Annotated in this window: 17 protein-coding genes; 12 read left to right on the top strand and 5 right to left on the bottom strand. The window is 48.4% G+C overall.

The annotated features are described in order from the left end of the window. Positions 1-34: 34 nt before the first annotated feature. From CRG97_RS19440 to CRG97_RS19405, 8 genes are all read left to right on the top strand, one after another. Positions 35-1,405, top strand: coding sequence for an LLM class flavin-dependent oxidoreductase (locus CRG97_RS19440; RefSeq protein WP_098746387.1), 1,371 nt, complete (start codon positions 35-37; stop codon positions 1,403-1,405). 240 nt (positions 1,406-1,645) lie between these two features. Further along, positions 1,646-3,394 carry an RNA polymerase sigma factor gene (locus tag CRG97_RS19435; protein ID WP_098746385.1) on the top strand — a complete coding sequence of 583 codons (1,749 nt, stop codon included), beginning with the start codon at positions 1,646-1,648 and terminating at the stop codon, positions 3,392-3,394. 203 nt (positions 3,395-3,597) lie between these two features. Next, positions 3,598-4,500, top strand: coding sequence for an EamA family transporter (locus tag CRG97_RS19430; RefSeq protein WP_098746383.1), 903 nt, complete (start codon positions 3,598-3,600; stop codon positions 4,498-4,500). Positions 4,501-4,697: 197 nt separating this feature from the next. Continuing rightward, on the top strand, positions 4,698-5,375 hold the full coding sequence (locus CRG97_RS19425) for an MBL fold metallo-hydrolase (RefSeq protein ID WP_237566516.1): 678 nt from the start codon (positions 4,698-4,700) through the stop codon (positions 5,373-5,375). A gap of 373 nt (positions 5,376-5,748) precedes the next feature. Beyond that, complete coding sequence (locus CRG97_RS19420; RefSeq protein WP_379404241.1) at positions 5,749-6,492, top strand: GTP pyrophosphokinase; 744 nt, start codon at positions 5,749-5,751, stop codon at positions 6,490-6,492. A gap of 537 nt (positions 6,493-7,029) precedes the next feature. Continuing rightward, positions 7,030-8,427, top strand: a complete 1,398-nt coding sequence (locus CRG97_RS19415) for a protoporphyrinogen oxidase (RefSeq protein ID WP_098746380.1) — start codon at positions 7,030-7,032, stop codon at positions 8,425-8,427. Beyond that, the gene (locus CRG97_RS19410) at positions 8,424-8,987 is read left to right on the top strand and encodes a DUF1697 domain-containing protein (protein WP_098746378.1); all 564 of its coding nucleotides are present in this window, start codon (positions 8,424-8,426) and stop codon (positions 8,985-8,987) included. Before CRG97_RS19415 ends, CRG97_RS19410 begins: the two co-directional genes overlap by 4 nt. An 812-nt stretch (positions 8,988-9,799) precedes the next feature. Continuing rightward, positions 9,800-15,028, top strand: a complete 5,229-nt coding sequence (locus CRG97_RS19405; RefSeq protein WP_098746376.1) for an S-layer homology domain-containing protein — start codon at positions 9,800-9,802, stop codon at positions 15,026-15,028. 107 nt (positions 15,029-15,135) lie between these two features. Here CRG97_RS19405 and CRG97_RS19400 read toward each other — a convergent pair whose 3' ends face one another. Beyond that, complete coding sequence (locus CRG97_RS19400) at positions 15,136-16,365, bottom strand: aminopeptidase (protein WP_098746374.1); 1,230 nt, start codon at positions 16,363-16,365, stop codon at positions 15,136-15,138. A gap of 124 nt (positions 16,366-16,489) precedes the next feature. Next, positions 16,490-16,861 (bottom strand): MerR family transcriptional regulator, encoded by a 372-nt coding sequence (locus CRG97_RS19395; RefSeq protein WP_098746373.1) that lies wholly within the window; start codon positions 16,859-16,861, stop codon positions 16,490-16,492. Between the two features lie 202 nt (positions 16,862-17,063). On the opposite strand from CRG97_RS19395, the gene CRG97_RS19390 reads away from it, so the two are divergent. Beyond that, positions 17,064-18,644, top strand: a complete 1,581-nt coding sequence (locus CRG97_RS19390) for an MDR family MFS transporter (RefSeq protein WP_098746371.1) — start codon at positions 17,064-17,066, stop codon at positions 18,642-18,644. A gap of 235 nt (positions 18,645-18,879) precedes the next feature. Here the strand turns inward: CRG97_RS19390 and CRG97_RS19385 are convergent, their stop codons facing one another. From CRG97_RS19385 to CRG97_RS19375, 3 genes are all read right to left on the bottom strand, one after another. Beyond that, on the bottom strand, positions 18,880-19,701 hold the full coding sequence (locus CRG97_RS19385; RefSeq protein WP_098746369.1) for a carbohydrate ABC transporter permease: 822 nt from the start codon (positions 19,699-19,701) through the stop codon (positions 18,880-18,882). Positions 19,702-19,717: 16 nt separating this feature from the next. Then, positions 19,718-20,677 (bottom strand): carbohydrate ABC transporter permease, encoded by a 960-nt coding sequence (locus CRG97_RS19380; RefSeq protein ID WP_098746367.1) that lies wholly within the window; start codon positions 20,675-20,677, stop codon positions 19,718-19,720. A 454-nt stretch (positions 20,678-21,131) separates the two neighbouring features. Next, positions 21,132-22,388 carry an ABC transporter substrate-binding protein gene (locus tag CRG97_RS19375; RefSeq protein WP_098746366.1) on the bottom strand — a complete coding sequence of 419 codons (1,257 nt, stop codon included), beginning with the start codon at positions 22,386-22,388 and terminating at the stop codon, positions 21,132-21,134. A gap of 443 nt (positions 22,389-22,831) precedes the next feature. On the opposite strand from CRG97_RS19375, the gene yqeK reads away from it, so the two are divergent. The 3 genes from yqeK (at position 22,832) to CRG97_RS19360 (ending at position 26,003) form a co-directional block, all read left to right on the top strand. After that, the gene (gene yqeK / locus CRG97_RS19370; RefSeq protein ID WP_202618972.1) at positions 22,832-23,467 is read left to right on the top strand and encodes a bis(5'-nucleosyl)-tetraphosphatase (symmetrical) YqeK; all 636 of its coding nucleotides are present in this window, start codon (positions 22,832-22,834) and stop codon (positions 23,465-23,467) included. 22 nt (positions 23,468-23,489) lie between these two features. Next, a complete protein-coding gene (locus CRG97_RS19365; protein WP_098746364.1) occupies positions 23,490-24,221 on the top strand; it encodes a metallophosphoesterase family protein in 732 nt (243 codons plus the stop codon). A gap of 351 nt (positions 24,222-24,572) precedes the next feature. Beyond that, a complete protein-coding gene (locus CRG97_RS19360; protein ID WP_098746362.1) occupies positions 24,573-26,003 on the top strand; it encodes an SWIM zinc finger family protein in 1,431 nt (476 codons plus the stop codon). The last annotated feature ends 11 nt before the right edge of the window (positions 26,004-26,014 follow it).

Raw genomic sequence — 26,014 nt, 5'->3', positions numbered from 1 at the left:
AGTCGACAATTTATTAAAAGGAGTGTTAACGAAGATGGGAACAACCAACCGCAGAGATCACCAGATGCATCTGGGTGCGTTTATCTATTATGCCGGACATCATCATGCCGGGTGGCGTCATCCAGCATCCGATGTAGAAGGAATGTTTGGAATTGAGCTGTATAAGCAGCTTGCCGCCACAGCGGAGCGGGGGAAGTTCGACATGATGTTTTTTGCCGATTTGCTGTATGTGACCCAGGTCGAGAATTCCGCCTCCGGCATGCTGGACCCGTTGACGCTCTTATCCGCTCTCTCTACCGTTACGGACAAGCTGGGACTGACCGCCACGGTCTCCACAACGTACAACGAGCCCTACAACGTGGCAAGGAAGTTCGCTTCTCTCGATTGGATCAGCGGAGGTAGAGCGGGCTGGAATATCGTAACGTCCCAGCTGGATATCGAAGCCCACAATTACGGGAAGAACAAGCATCCGGAGCATGGCCTGCGTTATGAAATGGCACGTGAGTTTGTTGAAGTGGTTACCCGTTTATGGGACAGCTGGGAAGACGATGCGCTTGTGCTTGACCGGAAGTCTGGTAGATTTGCGGATGGAGCGAAGGTACGGCCTGTGGATTTTACCGGACAATGGTACTCCACGAAAGGCCCGCTGAACGTACCGAGGCCGCCGCAAGGCTACCCCGTGCTGATACAGGCTGGTTCTTCCGGTCGGGGACAGGACTTTGCCGCGCAATATGGCGAGGTTATCTTCACGGCACAGCAGTCCAAACAGGCAGCGCAGGAGTTTTATGCAAGCGTCCATTCGAAGCTGTCTCATTATGGGAGAGGAAGAGGAAGCCTTAAAATCATGCCGGGCTTGTCGCCTGTCATCGGGTCTACTGAAGAGGAGGCACGGCGCAAGGCGCAGGAGCTGCTGGAATTGATTCCGCCAGCGTCGGCAATCACCGTTCTATCCGGGTTCCTGAATTACGACCTGAGCGGTTATCCGCTGGACCAGCCGCTACCAAGAAACATCCCGGACCCCGTGGCAGCTTCTAACGGCATGAAGAGTCGGGTCCAGTTATACATGGATATGGCTTACCAAGGAAATCTGTCGATCCTGGAGTTAGGCAGAAAGATACTGACCTCAAGGGGACATATGCAGTTTGTTGGGACGCCCGAGCAATTAGCGGACATGATGCAGGATTGGTTTGAAGGTTATGCCTGCGACGGATTTAATATCATGCCGCCGGTTCTGCCCGGTGATCTGGACGATTTCGTGAATACGGTTATACCGGTGCTGCAAGAACGAGGCTTGTTCCGTACTGAATACAGCGGAACGACGCTGCGGGAGCACCTGGGCCTAACACGTCCTGAACCCGGGCATTTTCGCCGGGAGGCTCACCAAGCAGCCGCGGATGTAATCTAAGCGAGCCATGTTGTTAAAAAAACGTTTCGAGTGACCGAGGTTTAGGGGTCATCTTGGAATGTTTTTTATGTACTATAAAATTCAAGTGGCGGCTGGTTGGATTTGATTTCGCTTGCGTTCTTAGCATAATGCACCAGGGTTAAACAAAAAAAGGTATAATATTTCTCAATCACTTTGTCAGAAATAACGAACTTCTCTGGTCATATAAGTAGTCAACGATACGAAAGAGGGTTTGAGCAATTGGAAACGACAGCAGACAGCAGGGTCCAGTGGGATGAGATGGAAGATCAGGAGTTGGTGAAATATGCGCAGGCAGGGGAGCGGGAAGCATTCGGGGAGCTTGTTCGGCGTCATCGGTCCAAGGTTTATGGCTATGCCAGAGCTATAACCCGGGAGTCCTACCTGGCAGAGGACGTTGTACAGGATGCGCTAATCCGTGCGTTCATGCATCTGGGGAAACTAGTCGATGCCCGGCGGTTCTTGCCGTGGGTGCAGCGGATCGTCCGGAATCAGGCCTATACCCGCCTTAAGGGAAGCCCTGCGATGAAAGAGCAGACATTCACCGAGCTTGAAGGCAGGGGAAGAGCTGATGGTGCCGGGAGTTCAGATCAGTGGAACAATCTGGACAGTATTCTGGGCAGGCTCCGTCATTCTGCAACCGAAGCTGCCGCTGGATTCCACGTTCCGGAGGAACGGATCGTCCAGCGAGAGACGCTGCGCTTTTTAACGGACATCATTCAATGTCTAAAGCCACGCGAACGGCTTATTTTCGAATCCCATTTTTTCGATCAGCTGTCTCCGCAAGAAATTGCCAACTTGTTTCAGCTCTCCTCGGCCAATGTGTATCAGATTATTTCGAGATCACGGAAGAAAGTGATCCAAGAAAAAATCCGCGTCACCGTTGACTCTTATATTAAGATGAGAAGGGACTTGGGAATTATGAAAAAGAAAATTCTGCCTTATGAAGGACCGTTGAAAGAAATCAAAACTTGGACAACCGCTGCGGATGCCACGTATAAAATGCTTCAATTTACAGATCGGAAGTTATCCCTGCCGATGGTCATGGGGCTTACAGGTCATGCATTCCGGATCAACATCATCCCGGATGAAGTTCACATTGCAGGTCCAACGTCGTACTTTTTTGGTGAAGTATTATCTCGGGGCCTTCATAATATCGGGTTCCATTCCAAGTTTGTAGATGGCATGTCGGACGGCGTCGGCACCAATGCCAATCTGCTGGATCCAACCGCTTTGGAGAAGAGTGCCATGAGCAAGCGCAGCATTCATCAGGAGCTGCCAAGGGCCCTTGATCTGATTCATGCTTCACTAGACCGGGGATACCCTGTGCTGGCTTGGGATATATTCTTCCCGGAATTTGGTACACTGTATGGTTACGACGATGAAACGAGAACTCTCTATGGGGAAGTATGCGGCAGAGTGGATACGCTGCCCTACGAAAATCTCGGCAGAAGCGTGATGGAAGATCTATTTGTTCTGGCTATTGAGGGCTCCGTTGATTTAACGCTTCAGCAGCAGCTTCGACTTGCGCTTGAAACCGCCATCGAGCAATATGAGGGGAAAGAAAGCGTGGTGCCGACGGCAGTGAAGGGGATTGCGGCATATGATGCTTGGGTTAAATCGCTGCAGGGGCGGAAGATAGAACCGAACGGTCATGCTTACAACATCGAGGTATTAAGAGATGCCCGGTATTATGCTGCTGAGTTCTTCAAGGAACTGATTGCAGCTTGGCCGGATGCGAATAAGGAAGGACCGGAGCTCACGCAGCAGTTTAAAGAAGCCAGCGTGTTATATACAGGAATGTGTGAGAAGTTCAGTGTCCTGCATCAGATGTTCCCATTCCCGGTAGGTGGAGAGCCTAATTCGGAGGAGCAAGCAACGAAGGCGATATCGCTGGTAGAGGATATTAAAGCTCTGGAGATCGAAGCTGTTGCTAAATTGAGAGAGATTTTTGCAAAGTTGTCCTCCTAAGTTTGGTTAGTCATCAATGTGAATCGTATAGGGACCACGGTTAGATGTACGATTGATCAATTTGGTATTTACAATGTCGAGATTTTGTCTTAAGATAAGTCATAATTCAATATCAAACAGTGTTAACCCCACTTTTTACTGTTTTCTGGTCTCCAAAACAGTGAAAAGCGGGGTTTTTTTTGTTGCGGAGGGAGAGTATTACGTTGTTGCATTTGTTGAAAAATTCATTCTACGTATTTTTGGGAGCTTGCTGTTTCGGTATTCTGTCAACGGTTGTAAAGCTTGCTTACCAGGAAGGGTTCCAATTTCAGGAGGTTATGATCAGCCAATTCGGGACAGGCTGGCTCATCCTGCTGTTGCTGATGCTGTTTTTTGGACGTCAAAAGGTTACGGGCAAGCAATTCCTAAGGCTAGCTGGGGTTGGGTTATGTACATGTCTTACAGGCGTCACGTATTACCTTGCCCTTCAGAGCATTCCGGCATCGATTGCCGTCGTTCTTCTATTTCAATTCACCTGGATCGGCGTCATTATCGAAGCCATTGTGAAACGGCAATGGCCGGATAAATCCACCATTATCTCCGTTATCATCCTGTTCGTCGGGACGATTATGGCTGGGGGGATTTTGGGTGCAGGCGAGCTTCAATTGAATTGGAAAGGGACTTTATTGGGGCTGGCTGCGGCCTTGATGATGGCTTTGTTTGTCTTCTTCAGCGGCCGGGTCGAGACGCAGATGTCACCGATTACCCGGAGCTTCTATACCTCAACGGGTGGTCTGATTCTGCTGACGATCCTATTCACGCCGAAAGTGTACACGGAGATATCCCTGTTTGACAACGGGTTATGGCTGTTCGGCTTAATCTTAGGCGTATTCGGCGTTGTTTTGCCCGTACTGCTATTCGCACTGGGCGCACCCAAAATCAGCACAGGACTGGCAACCATCCTTGGGGCTGGAGAGCTGCCCGTCGCTGTTATCGCTTCGGTGCTGGTGCTGAGCGAGCAGGTGACTGCTCTGCAATGGATCGGAGTTATCGTGATCCTGCTGGGCATTGCGTATCCGCAGATGGCGGCGCAGAAGCGGGGCAGGGTGCCAGCGGTACAAAGATGAGATTCAGAAGAAGATAATAGCCTGGAAAAAGTGTTTTTATAGCATGACATTCCTGACGGTCTTTCTTCTCATGTTCTTTCCTTCTAGGAACTGCGTTGGTTAGCAAGTGGTGAGCGAATCTGCTTCAAGCTATTCTTACATAGTTTACAAAAAAGTATCCATATACTAATATATGGGTAATAAATGGCTAGGGAGGAATCATGATAAATTACGAAGTGTTTGCCCTGCGAACGGTTTCGCAACCCTATATTAATTATAGTTATATTGTATTTGATAAGGGCAGCCACGCCGCCATCCTAATCGATCCTTCATGGGAACTCGATACCATCCTAGCCAAGCTAAACGATTTAAACGCAGATGTGAGAGGGATTATGTTAACCCATTCCCATTACGATCATATAAACCTGACGTCAGTGTTAACTGAGATTTATGAATGCGGTGTATTCATGTCGAGTGTGGAAATAGAAGAGTATGGATTCAATTGCCCCAATTTGATAGGTTTATCCGATGAAGAGACCATCCAGTTTGAGGAGACGATCGTGACGTGCATGTTGACACCCGGGCATACTTCGGGAAGTATGTGTTTTTTGCTTGAGGACTGTATGTTTACGGGAGATACACTATTTATTGAAGGCTGCGGAGGATGCAATTTCAAGGGCGGATCCGCTGAGGCGATGTTTGATAGCATTCAAAAAATCAAATCATTTGCGGCACCTGAAATGCGCGTATTTCCTGGGCATTCCTATGGAACCCCACCCGGCCAAACAATAAGAAAGTTATACGATCAGAACATCTACTTTCAATTGGATTCGCTCAAGCATTTTGTCGATTTCAGAATGAGGCCAAATCAAGAGGGAATATTTAATTTTCGATAAAATGGGAGTGAATGAAAGTGGGGAAATCCATTGTGAATGGATGTCGAAACCATGAGTATTTTGCGATTGCCCGAGAAATAATACCACGTTCATGAACTGTATAGGATAATAAAATACGAGCATAAACGCCTTGCAAGATATGGTTTATACAACGATATCAAGCGCTACGAAGCTGGCATATGATAAAAGACGTTGTAACCTTCTGGTTGCAGCGTCTTTTTGACGTCATTGCACTAAAGTTGCAGTCGCACCTCAAAATCAACTACTATTTAAAGAGGGAACAGAACTTCTAGAATGTTAGCAGCGTGTTTTGTTTTTATTTACTACTCGAGTCATCACGGCTCTGAATCACACAATCGAAAGGAAGTATCCCATGAATTCTATGCAAATCGAACAGCTCAAAATCATTCGGAACGAAATTACCCGATTTATGATGAAATACAAATTCGCCTTAGATGAGATCGAAACCAAAATGGAAATATTAAAAGAGGAGTTCCAGGCTCTTCATGATTATAGCCCGATCGAACATACGAAGTCCCGCCTGAAATCGCCGGAGAGCATCATGAAGAAGCTGCTCCGAAAAGGCGGAAACATATCTCTCAGTTCCATCGAAGATAACATTAAAGACATCGCGGGTCTAAGAATCACCTGCTCCTTCATTACCGACATTTACAAAATCAGCGACATGCTGCAGAAGCAGAGCGACTTAACGGTCCTGAACGTCAAAGATTATATCAAGAATCCGAAGCCAAACGGATACCAAAGCCTGCATCTGTTAGTCGAAGTGCCTGTCTTTTTCTCCGACCGGGTGGAGAAGGTATGCGTTGAAGTCCAAATTCGGACCATTGCCATGGATTTCTGGGCGAGTCTGGAGCATAAAATTTTCTATAAATATAATAAGTCGGTTCCCCAGCATCTGCTGGAAGAGCTCAAGAAGGCGGCGGATACGGCTAACGCGCTGGACCGTCAGATGGAGCAATTGCACCACGAAGTGCAGGCCATTAAGGATTCGGAAAGCAATGATTCGCTGCTGGAGGAACTGAAGAGCATTCAGATCAACAACCGCAAGTATGAGCTTCCGGCCGGATTGCTTGAAGTGTTGACCGAGGATAATTAAAGTTCTGGCAGTGGCGTGAAAAAGAAAAGCTTCATCTGTTTCATCCACCGTACACCGGGTATATATATCCTAAGTGGGAAGTGGAAACACATCAACACCAGACGGATAATAAGACGTTAAGTCGGAATTACCGAAAGGATTTGATACCCATGTACAGCATAACGAGGAATAAGGACGACACTACCTGAATTATTCCAAAGTACACCTTAAGCAATGGAACGATTGCGTTAGAATAGAAATAACCGCTTCCCACGAAAAAACTCTGCGAGTGATCTCGCGGAGTTTTTTTTGCTGTCGATAACCATCCTGGCATGCCCCTGGATCTGCACGTGCACAAAGGGAGTAGTATGCATGATGTACTAATTGTGTTCCTGTTCCTGGTGGAAAGCCGATGACTGTGTGAACGATTCTGTTCACAATATTGAGGGATTGGCGGCCCTCGAAAGAACGGACTCTATGATATACTTAGAAATTGGATACAATGGTAACAAACATGATGAAGATGTTATGAACCTACATAATAGAGGTGTATGTAAAGTGACAACTACCGTAGTCATCGGCGGCGGCATTACCGGACTTTCGACCTTATACTATTTGCAAAAAGAATTAAATCGCCATCAACAGGATATGGAATTTGTGCTTATCGAGGCAAGTGAAACGCTGGGAGGCAAAATCCGAACCGTTCAGAACGGTGAATTTATTATGGAAACCGGAGCGGATTCGATCGTATCCCGGAAAACGAATGTGGCACCACTTCTGGAGGAGCTTCAGTTAACAGACCAGGTTGTGTATAATGCCACGGGGACTTCGTTCATATATACGGCTGCAGGTTTGAAAAGAATCCCGGATGAGAGCGTATTCGGCATACCGCTTAGCCTGAAATCCTTGGCGGAAAGCGAGCTCGTGTCCGCCGAGGGGAAGGTGGAGGCGCTCAAGGACTACTACACGCCGAATGAAACGTTTACCAAGGATGATTCTTTGGGCGAGTTCCTTGAAGCCTTCCTTGGCAAGGAAATCGTTCAGAATCAGATCGCTCCGGTCATATCGGGCGTATATTCCGGAGAGCTTCATGATCTCACCATTGCGTCTACGTTTCCTTATTTACTAGAATACAAAAATGAACACGGTAGTATCATGGGTGGTCTAGCCGAGCATAAACAGAAGTTCCTGGGCTCAGGAAATAAGAAGTTTGTTTCCTTCCAAGACGGAGTCTCCGTATTGATTGATGCACTGGAACGGACCGTGATACAAGCAGGCGCGAAGATATATAAGGGCGTTTCCGCAGAGAAGCTGGAGAAAATGGCTAGCGGCTACGGGATAACGTTGGCAAATGGCGAAAAGCTTGAAGCTGATTTTGTTGTATTAAGCACAATGGGATCCGCCGCGAAGGAGCTGCTGCAAGATCCGCTGCTTAACGAGGACTTTGACCAGCTGTATACCAAATCGCTTATCAGCGTGTATCTTGCCTATGATATTCAAGACGAAGAGCTTCCCTACGATGGAACGGGATTCATTACGGCCAAGGGAACCCAGTTGAAGTGTGATGCTTGTACCTGGACGAGCCGGAAATGGGAGCATACTTCCGAGAACAAGCGGTTATTAATGCGATTGTTCTACAAGAGCTCCAATCCGCATTATGAGGAGTTCATCCGATTATCCGATGAAGAATTGAAACAGGTCGGGATGGAGGATATCAGCCAAAGCCTCGGTATTAAGGCAGAGCCCATCTCTTGTGAAGTCACTAAATGGCATGATAATATGCCGAATTATCATTTGAAGCACCGGCAAATCGTGGAGTCATTAGAGCATAAAATGGGTGACCTGTACCCTAACGTTATGCTTGCGGGATGCTCCTATTATGGAGTGGGTATACCGGATTGCATTGCGAACGGGGAGAAGACGGCAGGTCTGATCGTGGAAAGGATGCTTGGATGACAATTTATATCGCGTTGCTCAGAGGGATCAATGTCGGCGGACATAACAAAATCAAAATGGCCGATCTAAGGAAGATGCTTGAACGCATGGGACTAACTCGCGTGCAGACTTACATCCAGAGCGGAAACGTGCTCTTCGAATCTGCGGAATCCAAGGAAACGCTGCGCGTCCAAATGGAACAAGGCATACTTGAAACGTTCGGATTCTCGATATCGGTGATCCTTAGAACTTCCGAGGAAATCGAGGGGATCGTTCGGAACTGTCCATTTTCGGAAGAAACGATACGTCAAGCGGAGGAAGCATCGGAGTTTGAGAGCCTTTATGCTGCCATGCTGCCGGAAGCGCCTGCTGCTGAAGATGTGGAGAAATTAAGGCTTTATGTAAACGAAAAGGAAACCTTCGAGGTTATTGGTGAAGATGTTTACTTACTGTTTAAGGAAAGCGTTCGGAATTCCAAGCTGGCGGTTCAGTTGACGAAGCTCGGCGTACCGATGACGATGCGGAATTGGAAAACCATGAACAAGCTGGTGCAACTGTCCCAGACAATGAAGAGTGAGTAGTCGCCATCATTTATACAAATGAAGGGGTACATAGGCTAATCTCAAAATTCGAGAGGAAGTTCGGGTTAAAGTGTTTCACTCCCCGAGGAACGGGTAAATATAGAACAAGTGGGAAGTGGTATTGTCAATCGACGGACGGAAGAACATGATGTCATTCCGAAAGGCAGTTGATTCACCATGAACACTCGCAAAAGGAGAAGGAGAGCGAAGTTTCTTCGATTCTTTTCAGGTAAGGCACCCTAGCAATTGGAAAATGGCTGCATAATGAATTTTAAATCGCTTCCCACTGATAAGGATCCTGCGAAATCATTCGCGGGGTCTTTTTTTGTGCGGGAGACCGGAGTAATTGATAGTATCTGAATAAGCTGAAGCAGCATTCCATGAAAGAGGATCCTGACGGATGCTTGCCTAAAGATGAACCGGATAAGACGTGAATAGTCTGGAAGTAATGGGCTTTATACGCTATGCTGCCCCCGCTTGTGGACCTTGAGATAGGGGTAACTACTTAATATATAGTAATGAATATCTGTTAACAAATTGTCCTATTTTACTAGACGTTTAACTGATCCCGGGACTTGTGAATCATTTATCAGATTTTACATAAATCGGTTTAAAAATCAAAGGGAATATGCAATTATTGATCTTAGGAGGTGAGGTGTTAAATGGATCTCTTATAGGGGATAGCCTAAATCTAAATCGTGAGGGATTTAATATTGAAAGCGCTTTAATTAAAATTTGGAGATCCCATGGAGACCTGGAGAATTGGGAAACTGAATTGATTGTTCAAAAAATCATTTCTAGGAGGTTTTCCATTGTCTAAGATCGTCCTGAATCGATGTATATCCTGTTTTTTGATTCTCTGTATCGTGTTGTCGGCCTCGTTTGCCGGTTTCCCAGGACAGGCTTCAGCCCAGTCATCCAACGCACTGAACAACGTACCTGAACTGCTGATCACCGAGCTTGTCCCTGATTCTACGAATGTAGGAACCGCCGACGGTTATGAATTTATTGAAGTATATAACAATACCGACCAAGACATCGATTTCAGCCATTACAAAATTCGTTACCGTTACTTGGAGAGTGATACCCTCTGGGCTCATGTACCCGATGAGGTGATGATTCCATCCAGAGGCACGCTGGTGTTCTGGATTATTAACGCACAGAACAGCAAATCAACGATTGCTGATTTTAATAAAAATTACGGCACCAACCTGATTGAAAACACCGATGTCGTCAAAATATTCTCAGGCGGCATGTCCAATTCACGCATGCGGGAGCTCGTGGTTGTGACGAACACCGGCCGTCCGATCGTATCCGCATTTTTCAATGACGGAGACGTTCATAACGCCGCCGATCAGGGGATCTTCTATAAGTACCCGGAGGATGGCAGCCTGAAGATGCAGCGGATTTCCCAGCTGGAGCATAAGGCTACGCCGGGTTCGCTGCAGCATTCCGAGGTACCTGCGGAGCCGGTACATATTGATGTGACCAAGGAACCAACGGTCACCAACCGGACGACAACGACGAATGTGACGCCGGGCGAAAATCTGGAAATTATCGCAGAAGCGCACGATGATCGTATGATTACTTCGCTCGCGTTATCTTATCGTGTCGATGGACAGAACGATTACAAGGTCGTACAGCTTCAGGAAGGAAAGCAAGGCCTCGGTCATACGATTTCTTACCTGGAGCTGCTGGGACACACCAAGCTGGAGTATTTTTTCACGGTGTCCAACACCTTTAAGGAAGTAGAGAGTCCCAAATACGAAGTCGATCTCACGGGGAATGGTGGCAGCGCCAGCCTGAATGTTGACGATCAACAGACCGTCACCGGGATAACGTATATTCGGGGTGCAGCAGGTGGGGTAGAACCTGCCGATCTTGAGCTTCAAATCGACGGGCAGCCGGTTCAAGGTACACCCGTTATGGAGCATTCCGCTTATTTTGTTTTTGAAGGCGATGGTATTGACGATGGGATCAACACGGTAACCATCGGCAAGAATGTTCTGTTCAAGACCGAGGCGAACATTGACGGCTATCAAACCATCGTTGTCCCCATCGAACCGCAATGGTTGATAAGCGGCACAAACGAAATTACCCTTCGGGCCGGTGATAATGAGAAAACCTATTTCGAGGATGACAAGCCGACCGGAAATATGGATGACTTTAATGCCCGCAATGTACGGCTGTTGTTAGGAGATGGGACAGAAATCCGGGATCCGCAATTTAGCGATCCTGCGCTTATCCATGACCTTGGTGACGATGGACGGTTTCTGCCTTTTGTTGCATTTCAATTCGATATTCCAGCCGATAAAGTAAAGGCCCTGTCTTACGCATGGGATACTACGACGGTTACAGACGGGCAGCACAAGGTTGAATTGAATGTAAAGGGGAAGTCTGAAGCATCTGCCAATGTTCAGGTAGATAACAATGGACCGGTAATTAGCGTGACCGTTGAAGAGGGGAAGAGCTATAAGGGAAGCATTCCGATCAATGTGACTGCAGAAGATAGCGTATCCGACGTGGAACAGGTGAAGGTCCTGCTGGATGGTCGAGCCATCCAGGTGCCATACGATACTTCGTCGTCCGAGCTTGATCCAGGTGATCATAAGCTGGAAATCCGGGCAGTAGACAAGATCGGCAACATCTCGGAACGTACGGTAACGTTTAACACGGCACCGGAGCATCCGAATGCACCTGTATTGGTCTCACCAGCAGATATGGAGAGCGGAACCGGGTTGTCGCCGGAACTGAAGGTTCAAGTCAGCGATCCGTCGGATGACGAGCTTGAGGTCTCCTTTCATCAGGCGTATCCGTATCATGCATTAAGTGGCGATCGAGTAAAATTATCCAAGAACGCCTCGGATGAAGAGCCACCTAAGGACAGGTTCCCAGTGAGCGAAACTGCGCTAACTACAGAGGAATTGAAGTTGGTAGCAGAGTCCAACGATCAATATGTCACGGTGGATTCCACGTCTAAGTTCCCTTATATCCGGTTTGAGGTAGAGCTGGAGCATCCCGTGGAGCCGCGTGACAGCGTTGAAGTTATTTGGGAAGGACACACGGTGCTCGGACGCAAGGTCACGATGTATGCGTGGAACCACAACCTGAACAAGTGGACGGAAATTACCAAACATATTGCCCAGTCTGAAGATGATTTTACGCTACGAGGCGAACTGATGGCAGCAGACTACGTCCAGAACAGCAAAGTGGATGTCATCGTACAGGATGAAATTCCATCCCGTGGGGATTATGATTACACTTTTGTATGGGTATCGGATACCCAGTTCTTAACGGAGCTGTACCCGCATATTCAGCAGAAGCAATTCGACTGGATTGTCGATTCCATCGATGATATGAACATCAAATATTTGTTCCATACCGGTGATATCGTGAATGATCCGACAGCTGAGTATCAATGGAAACGTGCCGATGATTACATGAAGATGCTGGAGGATGCTAATCTGCCGCATGGCGTGCTCGCCGGAAATCATGATGTGGGAAGTTATGATTGGGATTACACGACCTACAGTCAATATTTCGGGGAGGACCGTTACAAGAATCAGCCATATTACGGAGGTTCCTACAAGGACAATCGCGGACATTATGACCTTGTCTCCGTTGAAGGCAACGACTTCATCATGATGTATATGGGATGGGGCGTTGAAGACGAGGATATCAAGTGGATGAACGAGGTTCTCGCAGCGTATCCAGACCGTACCGCATTCCTGAATTTCCATGATTATATGCTCGCGAACGGAACTCGTTCCGGTATAGGTAACAAATTGTACAAGGAAGTTGTCGTTCCGAATCCGAATGTGGTTGCCGTTCTGAGCGGCCATTACACGGGAGCCAGTCTGCTTAAGAATGAATTGGATGATAATGGTGACGGTACTGCGGACAGAACCGTGTATCAGATGCTGGCAGACTACCAAGGACATGCCGATGGCGGCAGTGGTTACTTGAGACTGCTGCATTTTGATAAGGATAGCAATCAGATTTACGTAAATACGTACTCTCCTTATCTGGATAAGTACAATTATTATACAAATGGCTCGGATGAGTTCAAGATGAATCTGGATCTTGAACCGAAATTAAAGCGGGTAGCAACGGATTCGATCCATGTAAATCATCTGAGAGGAGAGTCTATCGGTACACCGCAGAACGTGGATAGCGGCACTGAGGTTACTCAGCCGTGGACAGGACTGCAATCCGATGGAATCTATTCGTGGTATGTCGTCGCACAAGACAAATTCGGGGGAAAAACCCTTTCGGATGTGTGGACATTCACGACAGATGGCGGGAATCTCAACGCTCCGACCAACCTGAAAGCACTGAATGTGACATCGTCAACGGTTCAAATCGGTTGGGATCCCGTAAACAGTCCAGACCAACAAGTCGTGAACTTTAATGTGTATCAGGACGGGGAGCGCGTGGCAACGGTCACGGATAGCGTATATGAAGCGACAGGGCTAACCCCGGACACGCTGTATGAATTCAAAGTAACCGCCGTGGACAAGCAAGGCACGGAATCGGCTCCAAGTGAGATTTTAACGGTCATCACTCAAACCGTAGAAATTCCGGGTGCACCTGTATGGACAGCCGGGGAGCTTGAATTTTCGGACATCACGTCAAACGGCGTATCCATGAGCTGGCCGGAGGCGACCGCAGTTGATGGCGTGGATGGATATCGTGTATATCTGAAAGGGCGGAGTGAACCGGTTGTTACCGTGACAAATGATGTGTATTCACATACCGCTTCCGGTTTGGAGCCGGACACCCGATATCATTTTACTGTAAAAGCCTATAACGCTGCAGGAGAGAGCGTCGGACTTCATAACTCAGTCACAACACCGGCAGCAGCAGTAGACAAGAGCGAGTTAATCGGATTAATCGCATCGGCACAGCAAAGGCTCGACGAAACTCGGGAAGGCACATTGCCGGGGCAGTATCCGGTCGCAGCAAGGTCTGCACTCCGTGCTGCCATTGAAAGAGCCAGCGCCATAGCGCAACAGGATCATGCAACTGCCAAGGCAGTAGAGAATGCGATCATGGCTCTGCAAGCCGCGATCCGTACCTATAACGCTTCGGTAGTACCTTCAACGGAGAATCCTCCATCATCGGGATCAGAATCAGAATCAGGATCGGGGTCCTCTGGAGGACACGTATTATCTGGAGATAACCGTTTAAAAGAACTTGAAGTGATCATCGGCGACAAAGCAGCTGAACTTACCCCTGCATTCAATGAGAACGGAACTGAGTACCGACTTGAGACGGAAGCCGAATCTGTGCAGCTCCGTGTTCATGCGTCGCATAGCAAGGCAACAGTCCTTCTGGGAGAAGAACCCCTGAAGAAGGATCAGGTTATCGAGCTAAAGGAAGGGGATAACCTGTTGAAGCTGGTGATTCGGGCGGAGAACGGGACGACCCGAACCTACCAGTTAACCATTCACCGTAAGGCGAAGCCGGGGACCGAAGAACCGAAGCCGGAGCCAAAGCCGGTTATGTTAACAGACATCGCGGGACATTGGGCTTCGTCGGCGATAGAGGAAGCGGCTCAGCTCGGTATCGTTGGGGGTTATCCGGATCATACCTTTAAACCGGACCGACAAGTAACACGCGCCGAATTTATGGTCATGATGGCCAAAGCACTCGATGGACAAAGGGATGCTGGGAAGCTGGATTTCAAAGACAGTTCCCAGATCGGATCCTGGGCGCTTGAAGCGATTCAATGGGCCGTATCCGAAGGTATTGTGAAGGGATATGAAGACGGCACATTCAGACCGAATCAATCTGTCAACCGTTCTGAAATGGCGGTCATGATCACTCGTTATCTGGGCCTTGCCTTACCAGAAGCAGAAACGGAATTCCGCGATCAGCAAGCCATTCCAGCTTGGGCACAGAAGGAAATCGCTGCCGCCACTGCGGCTGGCATCGTGAATGGCCGCTCGGGTAACCGGTTTGCACCACGGGACTCCGCGACCCGGGCGGAAGCCGTCATGATGATTCTTCGTATGCTGGAGAACGTGGAGAAGCAGTAAGAAATAAGAACAAATAAGAGGCTGACACTAGAGCTGGAGCTTTAGTGTCAGCCTCTTTTTAGGTTGAAGGCTAATGGAGATTCATGTTAAGGGTATGGAGCAATGAATTAAACCCACCGTCCACCGCGAAATACAGGTTCAATCGTGCCGTCAGCCAGCACACCGTCAATGTCCAGTTCAGCCGAGCCGATCATGAAATCAACATGGGTCAGACTGACATTGACTCCGCAAGCTAGAAGTTCTTCCTTGCTCATCTTGGTGCCACCCTCGATATTGACAGGATAGGCGCTTCCCAGCGCAAAGTGGCACGATGCATTCTCATCGATACCGGTGTTATAGAAGACACGGTTCAGCTGGGATATTGGCGAATCATGCGGAACGAGTGCCATTTCTCCTAGATAGGACGCGCCTTCGTCCGTTTCCAGCAGTGTTGTAAGATGCTCCCGCCCGGATTCGGCTTCATATTCGACAACCTTGCCGTCCTTGAACGTGAGCTTTATGCCTTCTACCAAGCGGCCGTTCAGATTAAGCGGAAGTGTACTGGTTACGGTCCCGTTCACGCCTGTACGGTGCGGCATTGTGTAGATTTCTTCGGTTGGCATGTTTGCCACGAAATATACGCCGGCTTCATTCTCGTCACCGCCGCCAAGCCAGAGATACCCTTCCGGCATGTCCACGCGCAGATCCGTTCCCGGCGCACGATAGTGGAAACTTTTATAGCGTTTGGCATTCATGTGATTCTGGCGCAGCTTCAGCTGAGCAATATGATCCCGCCAAGCGGCAACCGGATCTTCGCTATCCACTCGATTCATCTGGAATACCGCATCCCACATCGCTTGAATACGATCCTCTTCGGGAAGATCCGCGAATACCTTATCGGCCCAGGCACGGGTAGGTGCCTTAATGAGCGACCAGCTGATTTTATTGTTGCGCACATAAACCTGGTATTTCTCGTTAGCTACGGCAGCGGCCTTCACGGCTGTAGATACTTTGGCTGAATCAATGCCGCGGAACAGTTCCGGATCCGGAACTTTAATGCGCAGAATGGCCCCTCCACCTTCTGCAAGCTGCTGCATGGCGTCGGCCTGCCACTGCGGATAATAACCGAAAGAGCCAGCAGGTGCTTTCTCGTAGCGAATGCGGGTGATTCTCTCATCATCCCAGTCGACTTGCACATATTTGGCGCCTGCATCGTATGCTTTGGCCACGATGTGGCGTGTCAACTCTACGGATTCGATTGGAGCATTGACAATCAGTACTTGGCCCGGTTGAACGTTTACGCCTACCTTAACGACCAGCTCCGCGTATTTTTCCAGATTTTTCTCGAAATTGTCCATATGTAGATTTCCTCCATTTCAGATGTACACTTTATTTTAACATGTTAAGGAGGCTTTCAGATAACGGATCTAATCATGAAAATGAACAGCCCAGAGCATCATGACGCTCTGAGCGTTTATTTCGTCAGACAGGGACCTGATTCTTTTTATTCATCGTAAGGGAGATTTGTCTTTCAAGCAGTCTTTTCAACTCATGGAGAGCTGCGATCTGACCATCCACATGACTTAACTTCTCTTGGTAAATGGACAGCATTTCCTCGCAATACTCGTAATCATCTGGAGAAGAGATTTCACCTTTGAATAAAGCTCTGATTTGATCCGTCGTTAATCCCAGCTTCAAATACAATTGAATCATCTTGACCCGTTCGATGGCAGATGTGTCGAAATGACGGTAATCATTATCAAGCCTGTCAGCTTCAAGCAGTCCCTTTTGTTCATAATGCCGGATGGAGCGTGCGCTGACTTGGCTGATTTGTGATAATTCACTGATCTTCATTCCACATGAACCTCCTTGCATGAGTTGGATACCCAGATTATACGCTACCAAGTATGTGTGCATAAAGTGTCTGGGCTTTATTTATACGTATTCGAAAAAAAGAGGAATCGGGGACAAAAGTGTGACAGTCACCTGTCATACTTTCTGAATTACAATGACGACAGTAAAGAAAGAAACCTAATTAGAAGGAGTGTATGAGAACGTGAAGACACAATCGACCAACAAATTGCCCATCGTGCTCGCAGGCCTGCTGCTCGGCATCTTAATGGCCTCCATGGACAATACAATCGTAGCTACCGCAATGGGGAATATCGTCGGGGAGCTCGGAGGACTTGATCATTTCGTATGGGTGACCTCCGCTTATATGGTCGCTGAGCTAGCGGGAATGCCGATCTTTGGCAAGCTGTCCGACATGTACGGTCGAAAAAAGTTCTTTGTATTCGGGATGATTGTATTTATGCTGGGTTCCGTACTGTGCGGTACGGCGAACTCCATTACAGAACTGGCGCTATATCGAGCAGTGCAAGGTATCGGCGGCGGTGCGCTGATCCCGATTGCATTCGCAATTATGTTCGATACGGTTCCCCTCGAAAAGCGGGGTAAGCTCACCGGGTTATTCGGAGCCGTGTTCGGATTATCCAGCATATTCGGACCGCTTGCAGGTGCGTATATTACGGATCATATTACATGGCAGTGGATATTCTATATTAACTTGCCAATCGGCATCGTGGCTTTCATGATGGTTACGCTGTTTTATAAGGAATCGCATGAACGTTCCAAGCAGCCGATTGATTGGATGGGAGCCACTACACTCCTGACGGGCGTCATCTGTTTCATGTTTGCTTTAGAGCTTGGCGGCAAGCAGTTGGCGTGGAATTCCTGGATTATCCTGGCGTTGTTTGCAATGGCGTTTGTCATGCTGGTTCTCTTCGTGCTTGCTGAGAGAAGGGCGCAGGAACCGATTATTTCCTTTCGTTTATTCAAGAATAAACTCTATACATCCAGTGTGCTGTGCGGTTTATTCAGCGGAGGATCGTTCATCGTGGCTTCCGTATATATTCCGATCTTCATTCAAGGGGTACTCGGTGGAAGCGCAACGAACTCGGGGCTCGTCCTGCTGCCAATGATGGTGGGTTCGGTCATCACGGCTACAGTCAGCGGTTTTCTGATGAGTAAAATATCGTATCGCAACATCATGATCCCGACGCTTGTCCTGTTCACGGGAGGGATGGTGCTCGCTTCGACGCTAACTGCGGAATCCAGCAGGTTCATCGTAACCCTATACATGGTACTGATCGGGCTTGGCATCGGCGGATCGTTCTCCGTGCTGAGTACAGCCGTCATGCATGGCTTATCCTATAAACAGCGCGGGATGGCGAGTTCGACCTTTAACTTCACGCGATCGCTTGGGATGACGATTGGAATAACGGTGTTCGGGTTGATACAGAGCCGATCCTTCACCGGATCCCTGTCATCGGGAGGAGTGAACAACGGCGGACTTCCTGAAGGATTCGATCTGAAGGATCCCCACATCTTATTGGCGCCGGAGACAAGGTCGCTGATTCCGTCAGAGCTGCTCAAACCGATCTCGGACAACCTCGCTTCCTCCATTGCCGTTACATTTGCCTGGGCTATCGTTCCTGCAGCATTAGCGCTTGCGGCAGCAACGTTAATGGGGCGCAAAAAGTTGGATGAAACAGCGGAGTTAAAGAGGGAGGCGGTGGTTGGTTCAGAAGAGGAGGGAGAAACTCCGGATAATGAAAAGCTGGTGATGGTGCCGTAGCGTTTACGGTATGTCGGTATGATCTGGGTTGAATTAATGAAAGAGTTGTCCAATAAACGGATTTGCTCATTGGACTGATGGTTCGTCAGGTTGAAAACCATGTCCTATGAAATAATGGCGGTGCTCAGGATGTTATCCTTTGCACCGCCATTTCTTGCTTTCCGGCCGGTTGCCCTTAACTGAATAAGAGGGCATCCCGCCAGAACCAAGACCTTTTGGGACCCCCCTCTTACCGTTAACTCTTAATGGCACCCGCTGCAATATCGGAAATGAATTGCTTGCTGATGAACAGGAACATAACGATCAGCGGAATGACGGCGAGCAGCGTACCGGCAATGACCATCGAATAGTCGGTCGTATATATTCCGTTCAATGAGGAGAGCGCAACCTGCAAGGTGAATTTGTTCTCATCATTTAGAATAATAAGCGGCCATAGGTAGTCATTCCATACGCCGATGAACGTGAAGGCGGCCAGGAACGATAGGGCGGGACGCAGAATCGGCAGCGATATATTCCAGTAGAGGCGGAAGAATCCGCAGCCGTCGATTTTTCCTGCATCTAGCAGCTCCGAGGGCACCGACTCCTGTGCATATTGCCTGATCCAGAAGATCCCGAAGGCGTTTACCATTCCGGGAATGATCAACGCTTTATAAGTTCCTACCCATCCGAACTCTGCCATAATGACAAACGAAGGTACCAGGGACAACTGGGCAGGCGCCATCATGGTGGCAAGCAGCAGCACAAACAGCCATCTTTTGCCTGGGAATTGGAATTTAGCGAACGTGAATCCGGCCAAGGAATCAAAGAATAAGACTAACAGCGTACAAGCGGAAGCAACGAACAGGGTATTCCAGAAGGCGCCGAAGAAATCAATGCTGCTCAGCACTCTCGACACGTTATCAAGCAAGTGAGGACCGAACCATAGTTTCGGGGGAAAACTGTAAATGTCCGAAGTGGTTCGCGTTGCCATGACAAGCAGCCAGTAGAAGGGGAAAATCGACAGCAGCAGTCCGGCGATTAACCCGATGTGAAGGAATATGGATTTCCATTTGAACATACGATTCACCCCCATTTCAGTCATTGGACGGACTGCCCTGCACCATTTTCCAGTTCACAATGGAGAAGAGTGCAATGAGCAGGAACATTCCCCAGCCGACGGCAGCGCCATATCCGAAATAGTTATTCACGAAAGCTTCTCGGTATAGGTAGAGGACGATGGTCATACCGCCGCCGCTGACGCCGCCATCATTGCCGACAAGCACCTGCGGTTCGGTAAAGATCTGCATGCCGCCGATGGTCGAGGTGATGACCGTGAAGAGAATGATGGGCCTTAGATTGGGAATGGTGATCTTGAAAAAGGATTGAATGCCGGAGGCCCCGTCGATTTTGGCAGCTTCGTACAGGACGGTCGGGATGCTCTGCAGCCCGGCAAGATAGATAATGGCGTTATACCCTGCCCATCTCCATATGACCATGACCGAAATGGCGAGCTGTATGCCCCATGTCTTATTCAGCCACTCGATAGAGTTCAGGCCGAGCAAGGACAGAATATAGTTGAGAAGGCCGTAATTGTTCGAGAATACGGTGCCGAACACGATGGCAACCGCCACGAGTGAGGTGACGTTCGGCAGGAAATAGCCGATCCGGAAGAAGGTGCGGAACCGGACAAACGATGCATTCAGCAGGAAGGCAACGACCAGCGCAATAAACAGCATCGGTATCGTGGAGTAGATCCAGATGAGCAGCGTGTTGCCGACGGCTCTCCAGAATTCTGGATCGGTGAGCATGAATTGGTAGTTGCCCAGCCCGTTATAGGTCATCTCGCCGATGCCGTCCCATTTCTGAAAGGACAGGAACATCGAGAAGGCAATCGGGAACAGCCCGAATATGGCAAATAGAATGTAGAAAGGGGAAATCGCCAAATATTCTTTGCGGTGTTTCCATATCTGTGCAGACAGGCGGTCTTGAGATTTCGGATGCTTAGGAACAGGCTTCTGTTCCACAGGCGTATGATTCAGCATTGGATTATCCATCGTACTGTAACCTCCTCAAGCGGTTGGTATTTAAGTACTTATAGAGGTAGTTCAAAAAGTCCGCTTTTGATAAGAAAACCTCTATCGAGGCCACTTCAAGGATGAGCGACCGCGATGCATAGGTAGGTTTTCTTGCGATATAGAATTTCATCAGTTCCACTGATAACTCATAAATTCTATATCTAACACGAAGCGAATCAGGAAGCAGCTCGGCATCGAATCATGAATTCAGCCGGGCCTAAGCGGATGCTTACGAAGTCATGTTTCCTGCGGAAACATCTTAGGTGCTCACGTACCCAAAACGTACGCTCCGCTCCTGACGTCCCTAGCTTCATCTAACTAAAGCGTTTTGAAAAAACACACATCGGAAGCATAAGCTTGGTGCTGAAAATCGACCTTTTTGAACACGCACTTATAGCAATCGAGAAACATACAGGTAAGAACCGGATCCGGGTCAGCGCAGCAGTTCTTTTTTGACCCTGGCCAGCGCGTCTTCCCAGGCTTTATCAGGATTTTTGCCTTGGAGCGCAACGGATGACAGCTCTCGATTGACAATGCCGTTTACATTAGCGAATTTACCGCCGAAATAAGCAGGTTTGACGTTACGCGCAGATTCCGAGAACACCTCGCCAGTTGCCTGATTCCCGAAAAATTCCTCGGGCTCCTTCATCACGGGGGCATCCAGCGCGTCTTTGGCGGAAGGGAAAAGGTTGATCTTCTTGAAGGATTGAACCTGATTTTCCGGATTCTGAATATATTTCATTACTTCAAATGCTTCCTGCGGATATTTACTCGTCTTCATGATGGCTAGGAAGGAGCCGCCATTGTTGCCGTCCCCGCCAGGGGCGCGTGCGACTCTCCATTTACCGCTGGTATCCGGCGCCGCCTGCATCAATATTTCCTTCATCCACACCGCACCGACAAAGGAAGCGACCCGTCCATTGTTCATGGCAGCATTCCATTCGGAGGAGGAAGTATTAGCGTTGGCGCTTAGCTTCATCTGTGAAGCCTTCACCGCCGTATCCCAGGCCGTCTTCATGGAGGATTCAGGGGTTTCGCCGATAAACGTATTGTCCTCGGCAAAATATATGCGTTCAGACTGAGCATTCATTTGCGTGTAAATGTTAGTGATGTTGTCGAGCATTTTTACTTTTTGATTAAAATGCTCCTGCAGCTTCTGCCCGGCTTCCAAATATTGATCCCAGGTGCCGAGCTGCGCGTGGACCTCTTCCGGTTCGGTTGGCAGCCCTGCTTCCCCGAACAAATCTGCCCTGTAGTATAGGGCGGTTGGCCCCGTATCGATCGGAAGGGCAATCATGGCACCTTCCGGGGTAACGCCAAGCTTCCATTTCCAATCCAGGAAATCCGGCTCAATCTCCTTGGCGCCCAGCTCATACAGATCGTAGAAACGATCCGAACTCGTAAACAGCTCTGCCACCCAGTCGTTAAAAGCAACGATGTCCGGACCTCCGGAACCAGCCGCCAGCGTTGTTTTTAGCTTCGATTTGAAGTCGCCACCGATTTTTTGCGCATCGATTCGGATCCCTGGAAACTCCTTTTCAACGGACTTAATCAGCTCATCGTCCAGGCTTCGGTTCCAATACCAAAGTGTAAGCGTTTTCGTTTTTTCGGTGGAAACATTTCCAGCGCAACCGCTGATGATCATAACAAGAATCAGTAACCCCAAGCTAATCATCCTACGTGTATTCACTATCGTCAGCCTCCTAACGTGGTGAAGTCGGTGATGCTTAAATCTTATTCAGTTACCAAGCTTGCGTGAGTATAAATATATGATTACGTTTATAAACATTAGACTAAAAATCGAAACAATCCATAAAAAGGAATAATAAATGGACAACCCGGGGGGCGATATCACGGATCGATCAAGTCTTTCTGATATATCATTGCCTCCTCCTTCCATAGGTTCGTTAGTTATGTCATGCTCGTCGTTAATATTCCGCATCACCTGCACGAATGGGTTCGGTCGATGAGGCTTAGAATCGGATGACCTCCTTTCTTTGACTTTCTTGTATAATAGCTTCAAACTATTCTCAGTATAAGTTAATATTGTATGGAAAATGAAGTGCTAGATTGGTAAATTCAAGGGGATTAGGTGAGGTGAAAAGAGTGAATGACCCGCATAACCGTCGCTTGATCATCAGCTCCTACCGTGAGCTTGGGGAACACGAGCTCACGGGGAATCTTAGGAATGACGTGGCCTCCTTTCTGCAGAAACACCAATGTCCCAAGACAGCAGAGCATGTGCTGAAAGTGGGGGAGGAAGCCCGCAGAATTGCTGTTCTCTATGGCGCCGATCCGACCGCTGCTGAATATGCCGGGTATCTGCATGATATTAGCGCCGTTTTTCCGAATCATGTCCGCATTCAAGTAGCACGCGAGATCGGGGTAGAAGTATTGCCTGAAGAAGAGCAATTTCCCATGATCATCCATCAGAAAATATCGGCATATATGGCCGAGGATTTGTTCAAAATTACAGAATCTGAAACCTTGAACGCTGTTGGTTGCCATACGACGTTAAGATCCAAGGCTACATTATTAGACAAGGTACTGTTCGTCGCGGATAAGATGGAATGGGATCAAACGGGAATCCCCCCGTATTTAAAGGAGATTACGGAGCAGCTGCAAATCTCGCTGGATCATGCCGCATTTGAATATATTCAATACTTATGGAATCGGCGTGAATTGCTGAAGGTAATCCATCCTTGGCTTCGAGACGCATATGATGAATTACGGGATTCACTAAACCATAACCTCGGCAATCCGAAATAAACGAAGTTTGGAGGCGGGTTCATTGACGCAAATTGCATTGATCTCCGACATACATGGAAACATTCCTGCCTTGGAGGCCGTTCTGAAGGATATCAAACAGCGCGGAATAGAAACCATCTATTGCCTGGGTGACTTGATTGGGAAAGGCCCGCACGGAGATATCGCGGTTGATATGGTGAGAACCCATTGCCAGCAAGTCATCAAGGGGAATTGGGACGACTTTATAGGTAAGGAAACCGATGATCCGGTCCTCCAATGGCATCAGCATAGACTCGGAAGCGTGAGGCTTCAATATCTTGCCGAACTTCCGTATATCCTTGAGTTCATGATGAGCGGTAAATGGATCCGGTTGTTTCATGCATCGCCCCGCAGCGTGTACGAGCGAATACAACCATGGGATGACCAGGAGAAGCTGGAAACCTTGTTTCACAGTTCCCCGCTGTGCGGAGACCCGAGAATCGCGGACGTCGCGGGTTACGCGGATATTCATAATGCATATCACCAGCATCTGGATGGGAGAACGCTGTTTAATACCGGAAGCGTCGGCAATCCCCTTGAAATGCCTGAAGCCTCGTATGTCATTTTGGACGGAATCTATGACAGCGAAGATCCGGCTCCTTTCAACATTCAATTTATTCGCGTGCCATACCCTATTGAACAAGCCGTACAGGATGCCTTGGAATCCGGCATGCCTTCACCTAAGGAATATATTCTCGAGGTTAGAACGGGGCGGTATCAAGTAAGGAAAGACTAAGGATAATATCGATTTCTGAAGAGCCGGTTATGCCGGCTCTTTTTTAAGAGATAAGAAAGTATAAACTTCCAAGGCTTAGCATCCTTATCTCGCAAGAAAAACTTCCGCTAAATGCGGTCTGTCTACTGAGAAAGTACGTCGATAGACGTTTTTCTTATGGTAGCAATCACATGAATTCCGTTTAACATTATTACCCATTAAAGGATGAATATTATTAAATAAATAGGAATGAGTGTTCTTAAATAGGTCTTAAGAAGGGTAGGGAGTCAGGCGCAGATTCGATATGATTAAGAGTAATGGATAATTTTGCGTTGCATGACCAGCAGCGACTTGATTTAGGAGGGTATGAGTTTGGTTGAGATTACAGAGTCATGGATCGATTCGCAGGCACCGAATAGTGCGGCCATAAAGAATGGGCAGGGTCTTGTCAAAAAAGGACGGTTTCTGCAGCTCCATTATTCGGAGGATCATGCCGTACTTTTTGGCACATGTGCAGGCAGCGGAAGTTCCGATTACCAGCCGTCCGCCGATTTTGCGGTACCAGAGAAGCCGGTTATGCGGTGTACTTGCCCGAGTCGGCAGTTTCCGTGCAAGCATGTGCTTGGACTGCTCTATGCGTATGCAGAGGGAGCTTCGTTTACACCCGCCGAGGTGCCGGAGGATTTGGCCGCCAAGCGGGAGAAAGCGGAGAAGCGGGAAGAGCGTAAGCTCAAAGAATCTGCCGAAGGGGCAGCACCCAAACCGAAGAAGGTCAACAAATCGGCATTAAAAAAGAAAATCAATGCACAGCTGGAAGGTCTGGACGTATTGGAGAAGCTGATCCACTCGTTGATCCGGAACGGATTAGGAACATTGGATAAAAAGGAACAAAAGCTGATCCAGGAACATGTAAAGCAGATGGGCAATTATTATTTATCGGGTGCTCAGTCGGAGCTACGCCGCCTGGCGCTGGTGCTGTCGGACAAAGACCAGGAGAAAGCTTATACATATGCGGTGGAGCAGCTTGCTGTTATGAACGCAATCATTAAAAAAGGCAGACAATACCTGACTTCAAAGCTTGAGGATCCGGATATGGCACTGGACCATGAGTCGACGATTGAGGAATGGCTAGGGCATGCCTGGCAGCTGACGGAGTTGCAAAGCTTCGGACTCGTAAGTGAACAGGCAGAGTTGATACAGCTTTCCTTTCTGAGTTATGCCGACGATGCACGGCTGGAGCATGTGGATATCGGATACTGGATTCAGAAGGACAGCGGCGAAATTCACCGAACGATCCAGTACCGTCCCTATAAGGCCGCCAAGCTGATGCGTGAGGAAGACAGCTTTTTCGAAAAAGCCCGAGTCCCAGTACTTTACCGTTATCCGGGGGATATGAACCGACGGGTCCGCTTTGAAGAGATGACTTCAACTCCGATGACAGCAGAGGATTTGGTTTGGATTCACGAATATGCCGCGGGTTCTTATGCTGACAAGGTTAAAAAGGTGAAGAACCAGCTGAAAAATCCGCTCGCTGACAGCCATCCCGTGATGCTGCTTCATGTTTCCCGGATCAGCCGGAACGCCGAAGGTCAGTATGCCATCACGGATGAAGTCGGACAGTCAATTGCGCTTGGTGACGTATTCTTACAGCCGACGATACCGATGCTGCGGTATCTGCCGGAGGAGAAGCTGAGCGGCGTCTCCATGCTGGTTATGTTTGAGCACAGCCTGACGACGGGCCGCCTCTTGGCGCAGCCGCTGACCATTATTACGAATAACGAAATCATCCGGCTGTTGTACTGAGCAGGGTTAAC

Origin of the sequence: Paenibacillus sp. EZ-K15, assembly GCF_002573715.1 — a bacterium.
Classification (GTDB): Bacteria; Bacillota; Bacilli; order Paenibacillales; family Paenibacillaceae; genus Paenibacillus_AQ.
The sequence above is the reverse complement of the archived record's forward strand: the minus strand, read 5'-3'. Positions and strand labels throughout refer to the sequence as shown.

Bases quoted from the DNA above. Each gene is read 5' to 3' on its own strand.
- CRG97_RS19440 (WP_098746387.1), top strand. From the start codon at position 35: ATGGGAACAACCAACCGCAGAGATCACCAGATGCATCTGGGTGCGTTT.
- CRG97_RS19420 (WP_379404241.1), top strand. From the start codon at position 5,749: ATGAATTCTATGCAAATCGAACAGCTCAAAATCATTCGGAACGAAATT.
- CRG97_RS19410 (WP_098746378.1), top strand. From the start codon at position 8,424: ATGACAATTTATATCGCGTTGCTCAGAGGGATCAATGTCGGCGGACAT.
- CRG97_RS19400 (WP_098746374.1), bottom strand. From the start codon at position 16,365: ATGGACAATTTCGAGAAAAATCTGGAAAAATACGCGGAGCTGGTCGTT.
- CRG97_RS19395 (WP_098746373.1), bottom strand. From the start codon at position 16,861: ATGAAGATCAGTGAATTATCACAAATCAGCCAAGTCAGCGCACGCTCC.
- CRG97_RS19385 (WP_098746369.1), bottom strand. From the start codon at position 19,701: ATGTTCAAATGGAAATCCATATTCCTTCACATCGGGTTAATCGCCGGA.
- CRG97_RS19380 (WP_098746367.1), bottom strand. From the start codon at position 20,677: ATGGATAATCCAATGCTGAATCATACGCCTGTGGAACAGAAGCCTGTT.